The organism is uncultured Fibrella sp. (assembly GCF_964250085.1).
Classification (GTDB): domain Bacteria; phylum Bacteroidota; class Bacteroidia; order Cytophagales; family Spirosomataceae; genus Fibrella.
The window spans coordinates 46612-63643 of sequence record NZ_CAXUEC010000007.1 but is presented as its reverse complement, the minus strand read 5'-3'; the positions used below and the strand labels follow the sequence as shown (position 1 = coordinate 63643).

The following is a 17032-nucleotide window of genomic DNA, read 5'->3' as shown; positions in this document are numbered from 1 at the left end:
AGAACGCAGATTAAACGGATTGAGCAGATCATCACTGATCTGCTCAATCCGTTTAATCTGCGTTCTATCAATCAGTCTTTTATGAAAATAGCTATCCTTGGCTGTGGTAACATGGGCATGGCGTTTGCCAAGTCCTTTTTGCAGTATGACCTCGTAAAAAAGGACAACCTAACACTGATCGAAAAGAGTGCTGAGCGGTCTGCGGCCCTGCGGTCTGAAAAAACGGGCGTTGTCGTTGACACAATAGGCCCGCGCGTTGGCGAAAGCGATCTGATTATCCTGTCGGTGAAACCCCAGGATTTTGCCTCGGCGCAGGATGAGCTACGGGCCGTGATTCAGCCCCGGCAGGTGGTGCTATCTATCATGGCGGGCATCCCGATCAGTCTCATCCAGGAACGGCTCAGCCACCGCATGGTGATTCGCGCCATGCCCAACACACCCGCTATGCTGGGCATGGGTATTACTGGCTTTACGGCCTCGCCCGAAGTAGACGCAGCCAGTTTGCGGAAGGTCGAGAACCTGATCAACGCTACGGGCCGGTCTATTTTCCTTGAAAACGAGGCCATGCTTGATGCCGTTACAGCCCTCAGCGGTAGCGGTCCGGCCTATTTCTACTATGTGGTGAAGGCGATGGTGGAAGCCGGCAAGCAAATGGGATTCGACGAAGGCACGGCCTCGCTCCTGGTGAAGCAAACCATGCTCGGCTCGTACCACCTGATCAACAACGCCGATAAATCGCTCGACGACCTGATCAAGGCTGTAGCCAGTAAAGGCGGCACCACCGAAGCCGCCCTTCGCACATTCGAAGCAGGTACGTTGTCAGAGACGTTACAAGCGGGTATTCACGCCGCTCAGGTACGTGCCACTGAGCTGTCGAAGGGATAAAGTTCGGACTTAAGTTTGTTATCCTGCTACGTCAGGTTAATCGGCTATAAGTAAGGACAGGTATGGATGAGGTAATCGAATTGCATTACGACCGTTTGCGGCTCAACGACGATGAATTTTACGAATTTTGTCAACAGAACGATAATCTCCGTTTTGAACGTGAGCCAAACGGTACTATTTTAATTATATCGAATACAGGTGGCGAATCCGGGGTTCGTAATGCTGAAATAATGTTTCAACTAATGTCATGGAACAAGCAGGCGAAACAAGGGCGAATTTTCGATTCATCGACTGCCTTCCGGTTACCTTCCACCGCCGTACGTTCTGCTGATGCCGCTTTTGTAACCACTACCCGATGGCAGGCACTGACCGATGAACAACGGAAGAAATTTCCACCTCTCTGCCCCGATTTCATTGTCGAACTGCGCTCATCAACCGATTCTATTCCCTCTCTGCAACGTAAAATTCAGAACAATTGGCTGGCAGCCGGTTGTCGATTAGTCTGGCTCATTGATGCGGAAGCCGAAACGGTCTACGTATATCGAGCTGATGGTTCTGTTCAAATTCTCCGATCATTCGACGAGCTGCTTACTGGCGAGGATGTGTTGCCGGGCTTATCTTTCGTACTGAGCGATCTACGTCTGTCATGAAGCCGAAACATCCTGCGTCTCTACACGCCCGTATACGTAAACGGCGTGATGGTGCGTAGTTCCGTTTTGATGGCATCAGACACGTTGAGGCCGTCGATGAATTCGCTGATCGTGGTGGCGGTAATGGCTTCGTTTTTGCGCGTCAGGGCTTTCAGGGCTTCGTAGGGCTGCGGGTAGCCTTCGCGGCGCAGCACCGTTTGAATGCCTTCGGCAACCACAGCCCAGTTTGCCTCCAGATCGGCATTGATGGCCGCCTGATTCAATTCCAGCTTGTTCAGGCCCCTCAACGTAGCATTCAGGGAGATGACCGAATGAGCGAAGGGTACACCGATATTTCGCAATACGGTTGAATCGGTCAGGTCGCGTTGGAGGCGCGAAATTGGGAGTTTTGCCGAGAGGTGCTCAAAAATGGCGTTGGCAATACCCAGATTCCCTTCCGAATTCTCGAAGTCGATCGGGTTCACTTTATGCGGCATGGCTGATGAGCCCACTTCCCCTTCCTTGATCTTCTGCTTGAAATAATTCATCGACACATACGTCCAAACGTCGCGGTCGAGGTCGATCAGGATGGTGTTCAGGCGCTTGTAATTGTCGAAAAGGGCGGCCAGCATATCATAATGCTCGATCTGGGTAGTAAACTGACTGCGTTCCAGCCCCAGGTTTCCAACAAACTCATTGCCGAACGACTGCCAGTCGATAGCTGGGTAAGCTACCTTGTGGGCATTGAAGTTGCCCGTGGCCCCGCCAAATTTGGCAGCGGCAGGTACGTCGGCCAGCATACCCAACTGCTTTTCCAGCCGCTCGCAGTAGACCATCAACTCTTTGCCAAGGCGCGTGGGCGAGGCTGGCTGCCCGTGGGTACGTGCCAGCATCGGTACGTCGGCCCACTGATTGGCTAGCTCCTGCAAGCGCATATAAATCTGTCGGTAAGCGGGCTCGATCTGCTCGGTTAGTGCTTCGCGCAGCAGCAACGGAATGGCCGTATTGTTTACATCCTGCGAGGTGAGGCCGAAGTGAATAAATTCCAGGAACGGCTCGACCGACAGGCCTTTCAGCTTTTCCTTGATGAAATACTCGACCGCTTTTACGTCGTGGTTGGTCGTGGCTTCGATCGTTTTCACCCGCTGTGCGTCTTCCTCCGAAAACTGCTGGTACAGTGCCCGCAACGCTGGGTACGTCGCCTTATCAACGTCTGCCAGTTGGGGCAGCGGCAATTCACAAAGCGCAATGAAATACTCGATTTCGATCCGTACGCGGTAGCGAATCAGGCCAAGCTCCGAAAAGTAAGGCGCCAAAGCCGCTACTTGTTTGGCGTAGCGGCCGTCGATGGGCGATATAGCGGTAAGTGACATAACAAAAGAAGTTTACTGTTTTCGGTTTACTGTTGCGCTGCTAAAGCGCGTATTACTGAATTAACAGCGTAACAGTAAACTGAAAACAGTAAACTGATTTTTAAAATGGGTTAAAATAAAGGCCAATGCCGGCCCATGACACGGTTTGGTATTCGTATTGGCCGTAGGGCCGGTAACCATAATACAGATCGAGTAGAACAGTCAGGTTTTGGGTAGAGCGACCTAATTCGTAGCCAACACCCGCGTGGATACCGGGTTTGAAGTTGGTTTGTTGCCAGAATTTAGCGTCGATACCGCCCACAATCCGTTGCCGTTTGTTGCCCGGTTGCCGGTAGTAGGCTCCCACCTCCACATTGAACCGTTGCCGTTCTGTCTGGCCCCGCAGGCACACGCCCGCGTTGCCGTATACGCGTAGCCCATTGGGCAGGTCGCGGCTGGCGGTGAAGTCGATTAGTTCGTAATTAACGGCGTTTGGCGTGTAGTAATTGAGCTGATACCGAACAATATAGTCGTCGCCGAGGTGCGATGAGATGTGGTACAGACGGACCCGATAGCTGTTACGGCCTTTCCGCAGATTATACCAGAAGCTGAGTTTGTAATCGTTGTTGATGATCTTATACACCACCTGGCCGGGCTTTTTGGCAAATTTCGTTGTGTCGCTAAAGACCTGAAACTGGGTGAACGACCCCACGTCGAGTCCCCACTCGTGCGCCTGGCCGGGAGCGGTGGTGACGCGGTAGAAGGGTTTGTGAAAACCAAAGGCAAAAGGAACAAATGTGCCCTGATTCAGGTCTTTATCGCGGGTATCGGTTTCGGTCAATCCCACTTTTCGTTCGCCGGTTGTGTTGAAGACGGGGAGCGCACTACCATAGACCTGTGCTTCGAGGGGGTCGAGTAGGATGGGCGAAAACAGGTGCCCTTTCGGAAACCACTCTTTGCGCGGATAAGCGGTTGTATCGGTTGCCGATTGCGACCGGGCGGTGAGGCAAAAGAGGCAAAACGCACTGGTCAGTAAACCTAGTCTCATTCGGGTGGGGGAAAAACAAACAGCAAAGGTATTGAAACCTCTTCCGCATTTTAACCTTGATTAACACACATTTTTGTGCTGTGTGAACGAACTTTAGGGGTATGTTCTCTAAACAGTCATCGCACACATGAACAAACTATCACTTCTTGGCTTTTCACTTATGTTTGGCACCACCGCCGCACTGGCCCAGTCCGGTCGATCCGTCGCACCGCCATTAACGTACCCAGTTACCCGCAAAGTCGATCATGTCGACAATTATCACGGAACCAGCGTGGCTGACCCGTACCGCTGGCTCGAAGATGACCGGTCGGCCGAGACAGCCGCCTGGGTGAAAGCCGAAAATGAAGTAACCCACTCTTTTCTGGAGAAGATTCCATACCGAAAACAGTTGCAGGACCGGCTCGAGAAGGTGTATAACTACCCGAAATATTCGGCCCCTTCCCGCAAAGGCGACTATTTCTATTTCTCGAAAAACGACGGTCTCCAGAACCAGTCAGTGCTGTATCGGCAGAAAGGGCTCGACGGCACGCCCGAAGTGGTCATCGACCCAAACAAACTCTCGGCCGACGGTACTACCCGGCTGGGTGCTTTTTCGCTGTCGAAAGATGGTAAATACGCCGTTGTAGGTACGTCGAAAGGTGGTTCCGACTGGCAGGAATACCAGATCATGGACCTGGCCACGAAGCAGTATTTGCCCGAGAAACTGGAATGGGTAAAAATTTCGGGGGCGGCCTGGCAGGGAAATGGGTTTTACTACAGCCGGTATCCCAAGCCGGAGGGATCAGCCCTGGCGGCCAAGAACGAGAACCACCAGGTTTTCTTTCACCAATTAAATACGCCACAATCGGCTGATCGGCTGGTGTTTGAAGATGCCAAAAATCCGCAGCGTTTTCATACGCTGGGTACGTCCGACGATGAGCGATTTGCGTTTCTGACCGTTAGCGACCGGGGTAAAGGCAAAGACGGCAACGCCCTGTACTTTCTGGATGCCACGGCAAAATCATCGATTTTCCAGCCGGTTGTGTCGGAGATCACCAACTTCCAGTACGGTGTGATCGACAACATCGGCGGCGATCTGCTCATCGAAACCAACGCCGACGCGCCAAACAACAAAGTGATGCGCTTTAGCACTACTACGAACATGTGGACGGTGGTTATTCCTGAAAAGCCGGAGCCGCTCACAAACAGCGGTAGCGCGGGCGGTAAACTGTTTGTTCAATACTCAAAAGACGTGACCTCGCGCGTATACGTGTATGACATGAACGGCAAGCTGGAGAACGATATCCAGTTGCCGGGTATCGGCTCGGCGAGTGGCTTCGGCGGCGAGCGCGACGACAAGTTTGTGTTCTACACCTTCACGTCGTTTACCTTCCCGCCTACTATTTACCGGTACGATATCGCGACCAAGAAGAGCACGGTCTTTCGGCAACCCGAGGTTGATTTCAAACCGACCGATTATGAGACGAAACAGGCTTTTTATACCAGCAAAGACGGAACAAAGGTGCCCATGTTCATCACCTATCGTAAGGGGATGAAACTCGACGGCAGCAACCCAACCATTCTGTACGGGTATGGCGGGTTCAACATCAGCCTGACGCCATCGTTCTCACCGTTGCTGATTCCATTCCTCGAGCAGGGTGGCGTGTATGCGCAGGCCAACTTACGGGGCGGTAGCGAATACGGGGAAAAATGGCATGAGCAGGGCATGAAAGCCAAAAAGCAGAACGTATTCGACGATTTCATTGCCGCTGGTGAATACCTCATCAAGGAAAAGTACACTTCGTCGGCCAAACTGGCCATTCGGGGCGGCTCAAACGGTGGTTTGCTGGTAGGTGCGGTTATGAATCAGCGGCCCGACCTGTTCCGCGTCGCTATTCCGCAGGTGGGTGTGATGGACATGCTTCGGTTCCACAAGTTCACCATTGGCTGGAACTGGATTGCCGACTATGGTAGCGCCGACAACGCCGACGAGTTCAAGTTTCTGTATCCTTACTCGCCCATTCACAACATCAAGCCCGGCCTGAATTACCCCGCCACGCTCATCACCACCGCCGACCATGACGACCGGGTGGTACCTGCGCACTCATTCAAATACGCGGCTACGTTGCAGGAGGCGTACAAAGGGCCAAACCCCATCCTGATTCGTGTAGACGTGAACTCAGGCCACGGAGCCAGCAACACGAAGAAGAATATCGAGCAAACCGCCGATATCTATTCGTTCATCCTCTGGAACATGGGCGTGGGTACGTTGAAAGAGATAGCCAGCAAGTAGGCTGGTAAGTAAACTTTATCAGTTTTAACACAAAAATGCCCCGACCGTTTGGCCGGGGCATTTTTGTGTATGAAAAGTAGATCTATTGACCCAGCTTGAACGTAATACCTAGTTTGAGAACAGATATTGACGAGCCTAACTCGGCAAATACACCCGTTTTTTCGGCAAACATATACCGGCCGCCAAGGTGGATGGGCACAGATATAAATGATGCGTCGTAGAAGGAGCTAGCCCCACCCGTGTAGCCAAAGTAGGTTATACCTAATCCAGCGTAAAGGTCAACGTTTTCAGGAGTACTTAGCAGGTCATTGAAGTGATACGAAGCACGAGGTCCAATATCAAACCCGCCGTAGCCATCACCAAAGCTCCTGAATCCAGCAGCGCCGCCTACAGTGATATTTTTGGCAACGCCGAAATCAGCGGCAGCATTAAAAGAAAGAGCTGACCCGTAATAGAATCCTCCACCGCCAACGCCAATGCCTAGGTTTACAAATTTAGTGCCTTTATCGATGTCCATCTGGGCGAAGCTCTTGGTCGCCACTAGCGACAGGCTGAATAAAGCGACAATTGCGAAAAATTTTTTCATTGTGGAATTTCTTTTTTCGTGAAACTTGGGACAAATAAAGGCAGCTTTTCGGGATTGCGAAAAACAAATCAACAAATCAATTATTTACCGGTATGCTTTCGGGCATTTAAGTAACCCCGAATGACGGTGAACGTAGTAACGCCAAGGAAGAACAGGATGATCCAGTGTACGTAGTTAATGATCCACGGAAATTGGACACCAAAGTAGTAACCTCCTCCCACCAATACGCATGTCCACAGGGCACCGCCAACCACGTTGTAGATCATAAACCGGGCAATATTCATGTGGATAATGCCCGCCAGTAATGGCGCAAACGTGCGCACAACTGGTAGAAAACGGGCCACAATCAACGCCTGACTTCCGTAGCGCTCGAAGGTTTTACGGGTATTGGTGATGTATTCCTGCTTGAAAAACAGGGAGTCGGGCCGATTCTGGAGCTTCACCCCGAAAAAGTACCCCGTGCCATAGCCAAGCAAAGCACCGGCCACAGCAGCAGCAAAGATGCAGCCAAGCAGCAAACTCAGCGAGACAAGCAACACTTTGGTACCGGCAAAGACACCCGCCAGAAACAGTAGATAATCGCCCGGCAGAAAAAAGCCGAAGATGACTCCATTCTCAACAAACACAATTAGCGTGACAACCACCAACCCACCCGTGCGGATGATTTCCTCGGAGTTGAGCAGGTAGCGAAAAAAGTCAAGGATAGCGTCCATCTTGGGATGGAGTTAAGCGTTATGGAGTAAGGGGTAAGGGTTGGCTTACGCAAGTATACCACTGCGAAGGCCAACTCTTAACTCTTACTCCGTAACTCTTAACTCCCTTTACATATGTTCTGCCAGCTCGAGCCAGCGGTCGGATTTAGCGGCAACCTGCGCCTCAATTTCCTCGATCTCCTTTGCCCAGGCCGTCAATTGTTCGTGATGACCGCCACCGTTGAGCAAGCTAATGACCGCAGCTTTGCGTTGTTCGAGGGCCTCAATTTCGGACTCCAGCGACTCATATTCACGCTGTTCTTTAAAACTTAACTTTTTTTTCTGTCCAGAGGCCGCCGGTTTTGCCGCCGACAGGTCGACCGGAGCCAATTTGTGGCTTGCTGAGGCCGATTCTTTGGTAGCGATCGTGGCGGCGTTCTTTTTCGGCTGGGCGTCGCGCCACTCGCGGTAATCGGTATAATTGCCCGGATAATCACGCACCTTGCCTTGTCCTTCCAGCACAAATACGTGATCGACCAGGCGATCCATGAAGTACCGGTCGTGCGTTACGATGATCACGCAGCCGGGGAAATTGAGCAGAAAGTCTTCGAGCACGTTCAGCGTCGTGATGTCGAGGTCGTTGGTGGGTTCGTCGAGGATCAGGAAGTTGGGGTTCTGCACCAACACCAGTAGCAGTTGCAGCCGCCGCTTTTCGCCACCACTCAGTTTAGCCACAAAATCATACTGTTTCTGCCGGTCGAAGAGGAAATGGTGCAGCAGTTGGCTGGCCGTAATCGTGGTTCCATCAGCGAGTTTCATCACCTCGGCCACTTCCTGCACCACGTCGATCACGCGCTGGTTGTCGGCAATGTTCAGTTCACTCTGCGTGTAATACCCGAAATTCACCGTTCCTCCGGCCGTGATCTTGCCTGAATCGGGGCGCATTTCACCGATCAGCATATTGAGCAGCGTGGTTTTGCCCATCCCGTTTTTGCCAATCAACCCTACGCGATCCTGCCGTTTGAAGGTGTAGGTGAAATGATCGAGCAGAATTTTGTCGCCGAAGCGTTTGCTCAGGTTTTCTACCTCCAGAATCTTACTGCCCAGGCGTGATACGCGCAGGTTCAGGTCGAGTTCGCCATCGTTGCGGCGATTCTTTACTTTACCTTCCAGATCGTCAAAGGCATCTTCGCGGTATTTGGCTTTGGTGCCCCGCGCTTTCGGCTGGCGGCGCATCCATTCCAATTCGCGGCGGTAGGTATTCTTATTTTTCTCGAACTCAGCGGCATCAATGGCGATTCGCTCGGCTTTCTTTTCCAGAAAATAGGCGTAGTTGCCTTTGTAGCTGTACAGTTGACCCGCATCCATCTCCACAATCTGATTACACACCCGATCCAGGAAATACCGGTCGTGGGATACCATCAGGAGCGTACCGTTATTGGTGTTCAGGAAGCTTTCCAAGTATTCGATGGCTTCCAGATCAAGGTGGTTGGTAGGCTCATCGAGGATCAGCAGGTCGGGGTTTTGAATAAGTACCCGCGCCAGCGCCACCCGCTTGCGCTGACCGCCCGACAACGTACCTACGCGCTGCTCGACGTCCTGAATGCCCAGTTCGCCCAGAATCTGGCGAATCTGCGCTTCATAGTCCCAGGCTTCCAGTTTCTCCATCTGGTTCATAGCCTTTTCGAGCGCGTCATGGTTGTCGTGCAGGAGTGCCTTCTCATAGGCCCGTACAGCATCGAGTTGGGCACTTTCGCCCGCCAGCACCTCTTCCATGATGGTGAGCGCTTCGTTCAGATCGGGTTGCTGGTTGAGGTATCCGACGGTGATATCCTTCCGAACGCTGACCAGCCCGGCATCGGGTGGGGCGGCACCGGCCAGAATTTCCAGCAATGACGTTTTGCCCGAACCGTTGGCCCCAACAATCGCAATTTTATCGCCCCGACTGATGCCAAAATTAATGTTTCGGAACAACGTCCGGTCGCCGTAGGCTTTGGCAAGATTTTCGGCTGATAAGTAATTCATATATTATTTTAACCGCAGCAAGAAGGGGGTTAAACACAGGGGCATAGAGAAAACAGAGTTGGTTTTCTCCAAATCAGGTGCTCTGCGTTCTCTGTGCTTAACCTCCCTCTTTTTCGTAAAGACATAAAACAGAAAAAAGCCGACTCGGTGAAGAATCGGCTTTTTGTAAGTAGCTCGACCAGGATTCGAACCTAGACAGACAGAACCAAAATCTGATGTACTACCCTTATACTATCGAGCTATTTCGCAATTGCGAGTGCAAATATACGAAGTTGAACTATCTAAAATCAAGTCAAATCGCAAAAAAAATCATCACTCCATTACTTTGGGCACCTTGATAAACTGCTCGTCGTGGTCGGGAGCATTGGCCAATGCCTGATCGCGAGGCAGTTGATTAGCTACCGTATCCATGCGTAAAACGTTGTTAATTTCTTCCGACATGTGCATGAGCGGAGCCACACCAGCCGTATCGACCTCGTTGAGCTGCTCCATCCAGTCGAGTACACTATTCAGACTGTTCAGCAAGCCAGCCTCTTCGTCAGGGTTAACTTCCAAACGGGCCAGATGGGCTATTTTTTGTAAGGTTTCGGTATCAACTTTCATTAGAAAGGGCATTAATAGTCATTCGTTGCGCGTCATTCTGCAGTCACCTGGCGTCAATAACTAGGAATGACGCGCAGCAAATGACAACGAATGACTGAGTTCACTATCAATAATTTGGTAGGTACGTTCGCTAAGTTTGTCAGCATCAGCCTGCGTAAGTCCGATAGTAGATATTGGCTCATGGAAAACGACCCGGACCGGTTCCCAGTTCACCCGGAATGGCTTGCCATCGGGCAAAATGCGGTAGTTGTTTACCAGCGTTAGTGGCACAATGGGCACCTGCTGCTGAATCGCCATCGTGAAGGCTCCATCTTTGAACGGGTACACCATTTTGGGCGGATGCTCGGCCTTTATACCCCCTTCAGGAAAAATCACGATGCTTCGGCCCTGCGCCAGCGTACGCATACACTTGCCCAGCGAATAAGCCCGACTCTGCGCACTCGATCGATCCACCATGACGTGTAGTTTGGCATACATGTATCCGAAAAGCGGCAATTTCCGAACGCCGATTTTACCAATGAAAGCATACAGGCCCGGCACAATGACGCCCGTTACGGCAATATCGAAATACGAAAAGTGGTTAGCGCAGTAGACGTAGGCTTTGCCCGGTTCGGGGCGAAACCGCCAGTCGACGCGGATGGGCATGGCCATGAAGATGAAGGCCAGCATGCCCCATAGCCGAACGGCCCCATGTGCCAGTTGAAGCCCAAACTGGTTTTTGCTGCCAGCCAGCCAGCTACCCAGCAGAATAAACGGCAGCATGAGCAGGAAGAAGACCACAAACACCGACACGCACCAAATCGTGTAGAGCAGGCTGAACCAGGATTTTAGCACAAATTGGAGGAGTTAGGAGATGTCGAGACCTAATATTACTAAAATCCGCTTACTCAATTACCAATCGCTGTTCTACGTTGTAGCAAGCGAATGGCTGTTCTGTGGGCAGCCTCTCGCTGATTTGTCTTGCTGACGCTGGTTCCTTCGACAGGCTCAGCAAGACAAATCAGCAAAAGGCAACAACTTCTATTAGTGTTTAAAGTGCCGAACGCCGGTGGTTACCATCGCAATGCCATGCTGATTGCAGTACTCAATGCTGTCTTTGTCGCGGATAGAACCGCCGGGCTGCACCACCGCCGTGATGCCCGCCTGACCGGCAATTTCAACGCAATCGGGGAAAGGGAAGAACGCATCAGACGCCATTACGGCCCCATCGAGGCTGAAACCGAACGCATGCGCTTTCTCGATGGCCTGCTTCAACGCATCGACACGGCTGGTTTGACCAACGCCGCTAGCCAGCAGTACGTCTTCTTTGGCCAGAATAATCGTGTTTGATTTGGTGTGTTTACACACTTTCAGCGCAAACTCCAGGGCACGTACCTCGCTGTCGGTTGGGGCTTTTTCGGTAACCGTCGTGAACTGATCGGCGGTTTCAGTTACGTTGTCTTTGTCCTGCTCCAGTACGCCGTTCAGAATTGTTTTAACAAGCCTGGTGGGCAATTCAACGGGCTTCCGTTTCAGCAGAATGCGGTTTTTCTTCGATTTCAGTAGGTCCAACGCTTCGGGGGCGTAGTCGGGTGCGATCAGGATTTCCATGAACAGTTTGTTCAGTTCCTGCGCCGTGTCCAGATCGACAGGTACGTTGGTAATCACCACACCACCAAACGCCGAAACAGGGTCGCAGGCCAGTGCTTTGGCGTAGGCCTCTGCTGGCGTCGCCGCCGACGCAATACCGCAGGCGTTTGTGTGCTTGATGATCGCGTAAGTTGGGCCGCTGGTAGTAAACTCGTCGATCAGGCCAACGCAGGCATCAACGTCGACCAGGTTATTGAATGACAGTTCTTTACCGTGCAGCTTGTCGAAAATAGCGTCGAGATCACCGTGGAACGTCGCTTTCTGGTGTGGGTTTTCGCCGTAACGAAGTTCACTTTTTTTCTGAACGGCAGTTCCTGCGAAATACTGGTGAATAGCCGTGTCGTAATGCGACGTGGTTGCGAAGGCCTCCATCGCGTAGCGGCGGCGGGTTTCCAGGTCGGGCTGGCCATCTGTTTCGGTCAACACTTTCAGCAGGTCGGCGTACTGGTCGCGCGACGAGACGATCAGCGCATCCTGGAAGTTCTTGGCTCCGGCCCGGATCAGCGAAATACCGCCGATGTCGATTTTCTCGATAATGTCTTCAGCAGAAGCACCCGATGCTACGGTTTCTTCAAACGGATACAGATCAACCACCGTCAGGTCGATGGCGGGAATGTTGTGCTCCTGCGCCTGCGCCACATCGCCTTCATTGTCGCGACGGTAGAGAATACCGCCAAATACAGCCGGGTGCAGGGTTTTTACCCGACCACCGAAGATGGATGGGTAGCCAGTCAGCGACTCAACGGGAATAACGGGAATACCGAGTTGCTCGATAAACGTTTGAGTACCGCCCGTTGAGTAGAGCGTAACGCCCTGTTGGTGCAACAACCGGACAATGGGTTCGAGGCCGTCTTTGTAATAGACCGACAGTAACGCAGCAGAAATTTTCATTGATAATGTACGATGTAAAGGCTGCCAAGCGCAGTTGCCACTCAGCATTAGTGCCCTCAAAAGTACAATTCAAAATGCGAATGCCGGTAGCAGGGTGTAAATCGGACTCCTTTGGCCCATGTCGGGAAGTAACGTTACTTCCCGGTCAGTTGCTTGTTCAGCTTTTCAACAGCAGCAGCTAGATCCGACTCTTTCCCCGCACCTTTGGCAACCGAAGCCATCAGATCAACGACGCCGACTAGACGGGCCATTAGTGAACCCTTCTCTGGTGAATAGATTTCACCGCTGCGAACGTCTGAATCCGGCATCGTTGCTACGAAACGATATGTTACTCCGTCCACTCCCATAGGGAAAGCCATCACTGGTTTTTGCCCCTGAAAGGAGATATACTCGATTGGAGGGTACCGAGCATGGCTGATAGTTACAAACAGAAACTCGTTTAGCCGCTTCCCTAACTCCGGGCTAATTTCTGTCTTCTTTTCGATCAGCGTCAATGGTTCGGGCATACTGCGTATACTCCATATGCTCTTGCTACAAGTACGGAAAAACAGGTAGTATTCCAGATGGTCTTGTTCTAAAGCGACAAGATATTCAGGCGAAAACGAAGGGAAGACAATCACTCTAGCCATCGGCCGGTCTGACAAACCGGTGAGCAGGTTTTCGCGCAACAGTTTATAATACTCCTGTTCAGGGCCGTTTGTCGCGAAGAAGCCAATACTGGGCGTTAAGTGATCCTGTGCCAGTAATAGGTTAGTGGTCAGGCAAATGAGCACTAGTAGCGAGTAAACTTTCATAGTTGTTGGGATTAACGCAACATTCTCCGCAAACAAAGTAACCAAGATCGCTGATACTCCAATGAGACGCGTGTTCTGTACCATCAGTCGGCGTATAGGCAGTATCTTCGCAACGTACCTGACCCGCAAACCCGGTTCAGGTACGTTGTGCAGTAACCCACGTATACATTGAGCACGTTTAAAAAATTAGCCAGCGACACCGCCCTGTATGGCATAAGTACAATTGCAGCGCGGTCGATCAACTTTTTCCTGACGCCCATTCAGACCTACGCCTTTAAAAAAGTCGGTACGCTAGCCTCAAACGTGACGCTCTATGCCTGGATCGGCGTATTGCTCACCATCTATACGCTGGGGCTGGAAACGGCTTTCTTCCGGTTTGCTGCCAGGAATAAAGGCGGAGAGAATGAGGCAGAACGCATATTAGTTTTCAACCGAACGCTGACCATCGTGGCTACGATCAGCGTAGTTGCCACAGCCTTAATTCTGATTTTCGTTACCCCAATTACGCAGGCACTCGGGTACCCCGGTCAGGAGCGGTTCATTCAATGGACGGCGTTGCTGGTGGGTCTGGATTCGCTGATGGCTATTCCATTTGCACGGTTACGGGTCGAGGGAAAAGCCCGGCAGTTTGTGGTGGCTAAACTCATAAACATTGGCCTGAACGTAGCGCTGAACGTGTTTTTCATCGTCGTCTGCAAAGACATTACGGAAGGAGACTATCTGCCCGGTCTGCGCCCAATAGCTCAGTTCTTCTACCGCCCGGAAATCGGCCCCGGCTATATTCTGCTGGCCAATCTGCTGGCAAACGCCCTTTATTTTGTGGTACTCCGCCGGGCATTTCGTGGATTCCGGTTCACGTTTGAGTGGCCCGAGGCGAAGACGCTGGTTATTTACGCCTTCCCGATTATGCTGACAGGGCTGGCGGCTGTACTCAACAACCTTACCGATCGGCTTTTCCTGCGCCAGTTTCTGCCCGATGGCTTCTACCCAGGCCAGCCGTCTGACTGGGCACTGGATGTGTACGGTCAAAGCTTTAAACTGTCGGTGTTTATCAGTTTGGCGATCCAGTCGTTCAAATTTGCGGCAGAACCGTTCTTCTTCGGTCAGGCCGAAAACAAGAATGCCCCTGATCTGCTGGCACGGGTGACCAAGTGGTTCATCATCGTGTGCGTTGCCCTTTGGGTAGCCGTCAGCCTGAATATGGATTTGGCAGGGCTGTTGCTTAACCCCGAGCGACGCGTCGGTCTCACGGTCGTACCGATACTAATGCTGGGCAACTTGTTCCTGGGGATTTACTACAATATCTCGTTCTGGTTCAAGCTGTCGGACAAGACGAAATTCGGTACGCTGATTACGGCGGTTGGCCTGGCCGTTACGTTCGGGCTGAACTACCTGCTTATTCCGCAGATGGGCTACATGGGATGCGCCTGGGCGTTCCTGATTTCCAGCGTCGTGATGACGGTAATGTGCTACGTATTGGGCGAGAAATATTACCCCGTTCCTTACGATCTGCTTTCAGCAGCGGGTTACATTCTGGGTGGTGGACTGCTTATTTACCTGGCCTCGTTTATCCACATCAGCAACTTGTGGTTAGCTATTCCCTATCACCTGGCGTTGTTTGGCCTGTTCCTGGGCTGCATTGTCGTGGTCGAGTGGGGTACGTTCGGGCCGGTGGTGCGGAGAAGGTTGAAATCGGCGTAGAGACACAGCATTACGATATTGCTTCGCCAGGTACGTTGCTGACGCATAGCCCTTCGACAAGCTCAGGGTGACAGGAAACCCAAGAATGTGACTGACGAACTTGAGTAGGAGTGTCACTCTGAGCTTGTCGAAGAGCCACACGTCGGCAACGTACCTGGCGAAGCTATCTCAACCAACCGCCCACAAAAAAGAAACCCGGTCTCGTAAGACCGGGCCGCACGCATCTATATGTAACAGAGCCCTAGTAGCTCCGGACAGGAAGCATTAGAATAAATTCTTAATGTCGATGTTGCGATACTCGTGTTCTTCGTCGTTGAAAGGCAGATTCACAATCACCCGGCCATACTCATGCTCAGCTTCGATGTGTTCAGCATCGATGAAATCAGGAATATCGATCACTTTCAAAAACATAGGCACTGCCAACCGTTGACCAGCCGATTCGCTATCATGAACCAGCAGTGTATATAGCACTAATTTATTTCCTTCTACCAACACGTTGAATGAGTTGGCACTAACGCCGGGGGCCGAGAGGCGAATAACCAGCCGATCATCTTCCCGCTTCACTTTCATTTCCGTCAGGCTCGATCCGCCATACAGCGTATTCAGCAAATCGATTTGTCCGCCCGTTCCTTTAAACACATGATCTACCGTTCTCATAGTACGTGTTGTTTACTGTTCAATGCTTTATAGACAAAAGCTGTGCCTGATGGTTTAAAGGCAGTTATTCATGCCAGACTGACAGGAAAAAACACACAAAATACCCTTTTATCAGACGGTTTGGCACTAAAAAAGTCTCAACCGGTCTGCTTTTTAATTTTGGCAGAGACACCCGGTATGTAGCGAAAATTACGCAGTGAAGGGGAAGTGTGGAAACGGTGTCTACAACCGTGAAACTGACCGTCAGGTTGTACCTTTGCAGTATGCATATTCGAATTGGAACCCGAAGTAGCCGACTGGCCCTCTGGCAAGCCGAATACATTCAGCAACTGCTTCAGGCCAGCGACATTACCTCAGAGCTTGTCCTGATTGAAACAAAGGGTGATCAGATCCTGGATCGGTCGCTGTCGAAAATTGGTAGTAAAGGCATCTTTACCCAGGAACTGGAAGATCAACTCCGGTCCGGGGCAATTGATATTGCCGTTCACTCGGCCAAAGATTTACAGTCAAGTTTACCCGCCGACCTGAGCATCATCGCTTTTACTGAGCGCGAACGCGCCAATGATGTGCTGGTGAGCCGCAATGGATCACTTTCACTAACGTCGGGCCAGGCATTTACCATAGGTACGTCATCAACGCGGCGGGTGGCGATGCTACGGCATTATTGTCCGCACATTAACGTGGTCGATATGCGGGGAAATCTGCAAACGCGGCTCCGCAAGCTCGATGACGGGCAGTGCGATGCGCTGTTACTTGCCTATGCTGGTGTGCACCGGATGGCGTACGATGAGTTGATCGCCGAACATTTACCGATCAGTGAATTCACGCCCGCCGTTGGTCAGGGCAGTGTAGCCATCGAAGCTGCCGACACGCTTTCTCTCGACAAACTGACTCAGGTACGTTCCCTGACCAATCATGAGCCGACAGAAGCCTGCCTGAAAGCCGAACGTGCCTTTCTCCGTCGACTGGAGGGCGGTTGCAGCATTCCGGTGTTTGCCCTGGCAACATGGGTCGGTGACGAAATCAGCCTGACCGGTGGATTAATTAGCCTTGATGGTACCGATATGCTCCGCGAAACCTTCATTGGTCCGCCCGCTCAGGCGGAGCAACTGGGCCATGATTTGGCCGAAGCTCTGCTGACACGTGGCGGCGACGAGATGCTACAAATGATACGAGCAGCATTATAACTGTTTACTGTCTTCTGTTGCGCTGCTCATGCACGAATTAGTTTATCAGCAGCGCAACAGAAGACGGTAAACTCCCTTCCC

At 51.7% G+C, this 17032-nt stretch carries 15 protein-coding genes and 1 tRNA gene; 5 read left to right on the top strand and 11 right to left on the bottom strand.

What is annotated here, in order from left to right:
• Positions 1–81: 81 nt before the first annotated feature.
• Together proC and ACFE8Q_RS20410 are read left to right on the top strand one after the other, a co-directional pair.
• A complete protein-coding gene (gene proC / locus ACFE8Q_RS20415) occupies positions 82–885 on the top strand; it encodes a pyrroline-5-carboxylate reductase (RefSeq protein ID WP_375447288.1) in 804 nt (267 codons plus the stop codon).
• Positions 886–947: 62 nt separating this feature from the next.
• Entirely contained in the window at positions 948–1535 is a 588-nt protein-coding gene (locus ACFE8Q_RS20410) for a Uma2 family endonuclease (protein WP_375447287.1), read from the top strand.
• Between the two features lie 20 nt (positions 1536–1555).
• On the opposite strand, the gene purB is transcribed toward ACFE8Q_RS20410, so the two are convergent.
• Together purB and ACFE8Q_RS20400 are read right to left on the bottom strand one after the other, a co-directional pair.
• Positions 1556–2887: an adenylosuccinate lyase gene (gene purB / locus ACFE8Q_RS20405; RefSeq protein ID WP_375447286.1), complete on the bottom strand. Its 1332-nt coding sequence runs from the start codon at positions 2885–2887 to the stop codon at positions 1556–1558.
• Between the two features lie 100 nt (positions 2888–2987).
• Complete coding sequence (locus ACFE8Q_RS20400; RefSeq protein WP_375447285.1) at positions 2988–3914, bottom strand: DUF1207 domain-containing protein; 927 nt, start codon at positions 3912–3914, stop codon at positions 2988–2990.
• 127 nt (positions 3915–4041) lie between these two features.
• On the opposite strand from ACFE8Q_RS20400, the gene ACFE8Q_RS20395 reads away from it, so the two are divergent.
• On the top strand, positions 4042–6186 hold the full coding sequence (locus ACFE8Q_RS20395; protein ID WP_375447284.1) for a prolyl oligopeptidase family protein: 2145 nt from the start codon (positions 4042–4044) through the stop codon (positions 6184–6186).
• Positions 6187–6268: 82 nt separating this feature from the next.
• Here ACFE8Q_RS20395 and ACFE8Q_RS20390 read toward each other — a convergent pair whose 3' ends face one another.
• The 8 genes from ACFE8Q_RS20390 to ACFE8Q_RS20355 all read right to left on the bottom strand — a co-directional run bounded on the left by ACFE8Q_RS20390 (position 6269) and on the right by ACFE8Q_RS20355 (position 13406).
• Positions 6269–6772: a hypothetical protein gene (locus ACFE8Q_RS20390; RefSeq protein WP_375447283.1), complete on the bottom strand. Its 504-nt coding sequence runs from the start codon at positions 6770–6772 to the stop codon at positions 6269–6271.
• Positions 6773–6852: 80 nt separating this feature from the next.
• Positions 6853–7485: a DedA family protein gene (locus tag ACFE8Q_RS20385; RefSeq protein ID WP_375447282.1), complete on the bottom strand. Its 633-nt coding sequence runs from the start codon at positions 7483–7485 to the stop codon at positions 6853–6855.
• A 108-nt stretch (positions 7486–7593) separates the two neighbouring features.
• Positions 7594–9489, bottom strand: coding sequence for an ABC-F family ATP-binding cassette domain-containing protein (locus ACFE8Q_RS20380; RefSeq protein ID WP_375447281.1), 1896 nt, complete (start codon positions 9487–9489; stop codon positions 7594–7596).
• A gap of 170 nt (positions 9490–9659) precedes the next feature.
• A tRNA-Gln gene (locus ACFE8Q_RS20375) sits at positions 9660–9730 on the bottom strand.
• A gap of 71 nt (positions 9731–9801) precedes the next feature.
• Positions 9802–10092, bottom strand: a complete 291-nt coding sequence (gene gatC / locus ACFE8Q_RS20370) for an Asp-tRNA(Asn)/Glu-tRNA(Gln) amidotransferase subunit GatC (RefSeq protein WP_375447280.1) — start codon at positions 10090–10092, stop codon at positions 9802–9804.
• 60 nt (positions 10093–10152) lie between these two features.
• The gene (locus ACFE8Q_RS20365) at positions 10153–10926 is read right to left on the bottom strand and encodes a lysophospholipid acyltransferase family protein (protein WP_375447279.1); all 774 of its coding nucleotides are present in this window, start codon (positions 10924–10926) and stop codon (positions 10153–10155) included.
• A gap of 189 nt (positions 10927–11115) precedes the next feature.
• Positions 11116–12612, bottom strand: a complete 1497-nt coding sequence (gene purH / locus ACFE8Q_RS20360; RefSeq protein WP_375447278.1) for a bifunctional phosphoribosylaminoimidazolecarboxamide formyltransferase/IMP cyclohydrolase — start codon at positions 12610–12612, stop codon at positions 11116–11118.
• A gap of 134 nt (positions 12613–12746) precedes the next feature.
• Entirely contained in the window at positions 12747–13406 is a 660-nt protein-coding gene (locus ACFE8Q_RS20355) for a hypothetical protein (RefSeq protein WP_375447277.1), read from the bottom strand.
• A 168-nt stretch (positions 13407–13574) separates the two neighbouring features.
• On the opposite strand from ACFE8Q_RS20355, the gene ACFE8Q_RS20350 reads away from it, so the two are divergent.
• Positions 13575–15107 (top strand): polysaccharide biosynthesis C-terminal domain-containing protein, encoded by a 1533-nt coding sequence (locus ACFE8Q_RS20350; protein WP_375447276.1) that lies wholly within the window; start codon positions 13575–13577, stop codon positions 15105–15107.
• 264 nt (positions 15108–15371) lie between these two features.
• Here the strand turns inward: ACFE8Q_RS20350 and ACFE8Q_RS20345 are convergent, their stop codons facing one another.
• Positions 15372–15764 carry an Hsp20/alpha crystallin family protein gene (locus tag ACFE8Q_RS20345; RefSeq protein WP_375447275.1) on the bottom strand — a complete coding sequence of 131 codons (393 nt, stop codon included), beginning with the start codon at positions 15762–15764 and terminating at the stop codon, positions 15372–15374.
• A gap of 263 nt (positions 15765–16027) precedes the next feature.
• On the opposite strand from ACFE8Q_RS20345, the gene hemC reads away from it, so the two are divergent.
• Positions 16028–16951: a hydroxymethylbilane synthase gene (gene hemC / locus ACFE8Q_RS20340; protein WP_375447274.1), complete on the top strand. Its 924-nt coding sequence runs from the start codon at positions 16028–16030 to the stop codon at positions 16949–16951.
• The last annotated feature ends 81 nt before the right edge of the window (positions 16952–17032 follow it).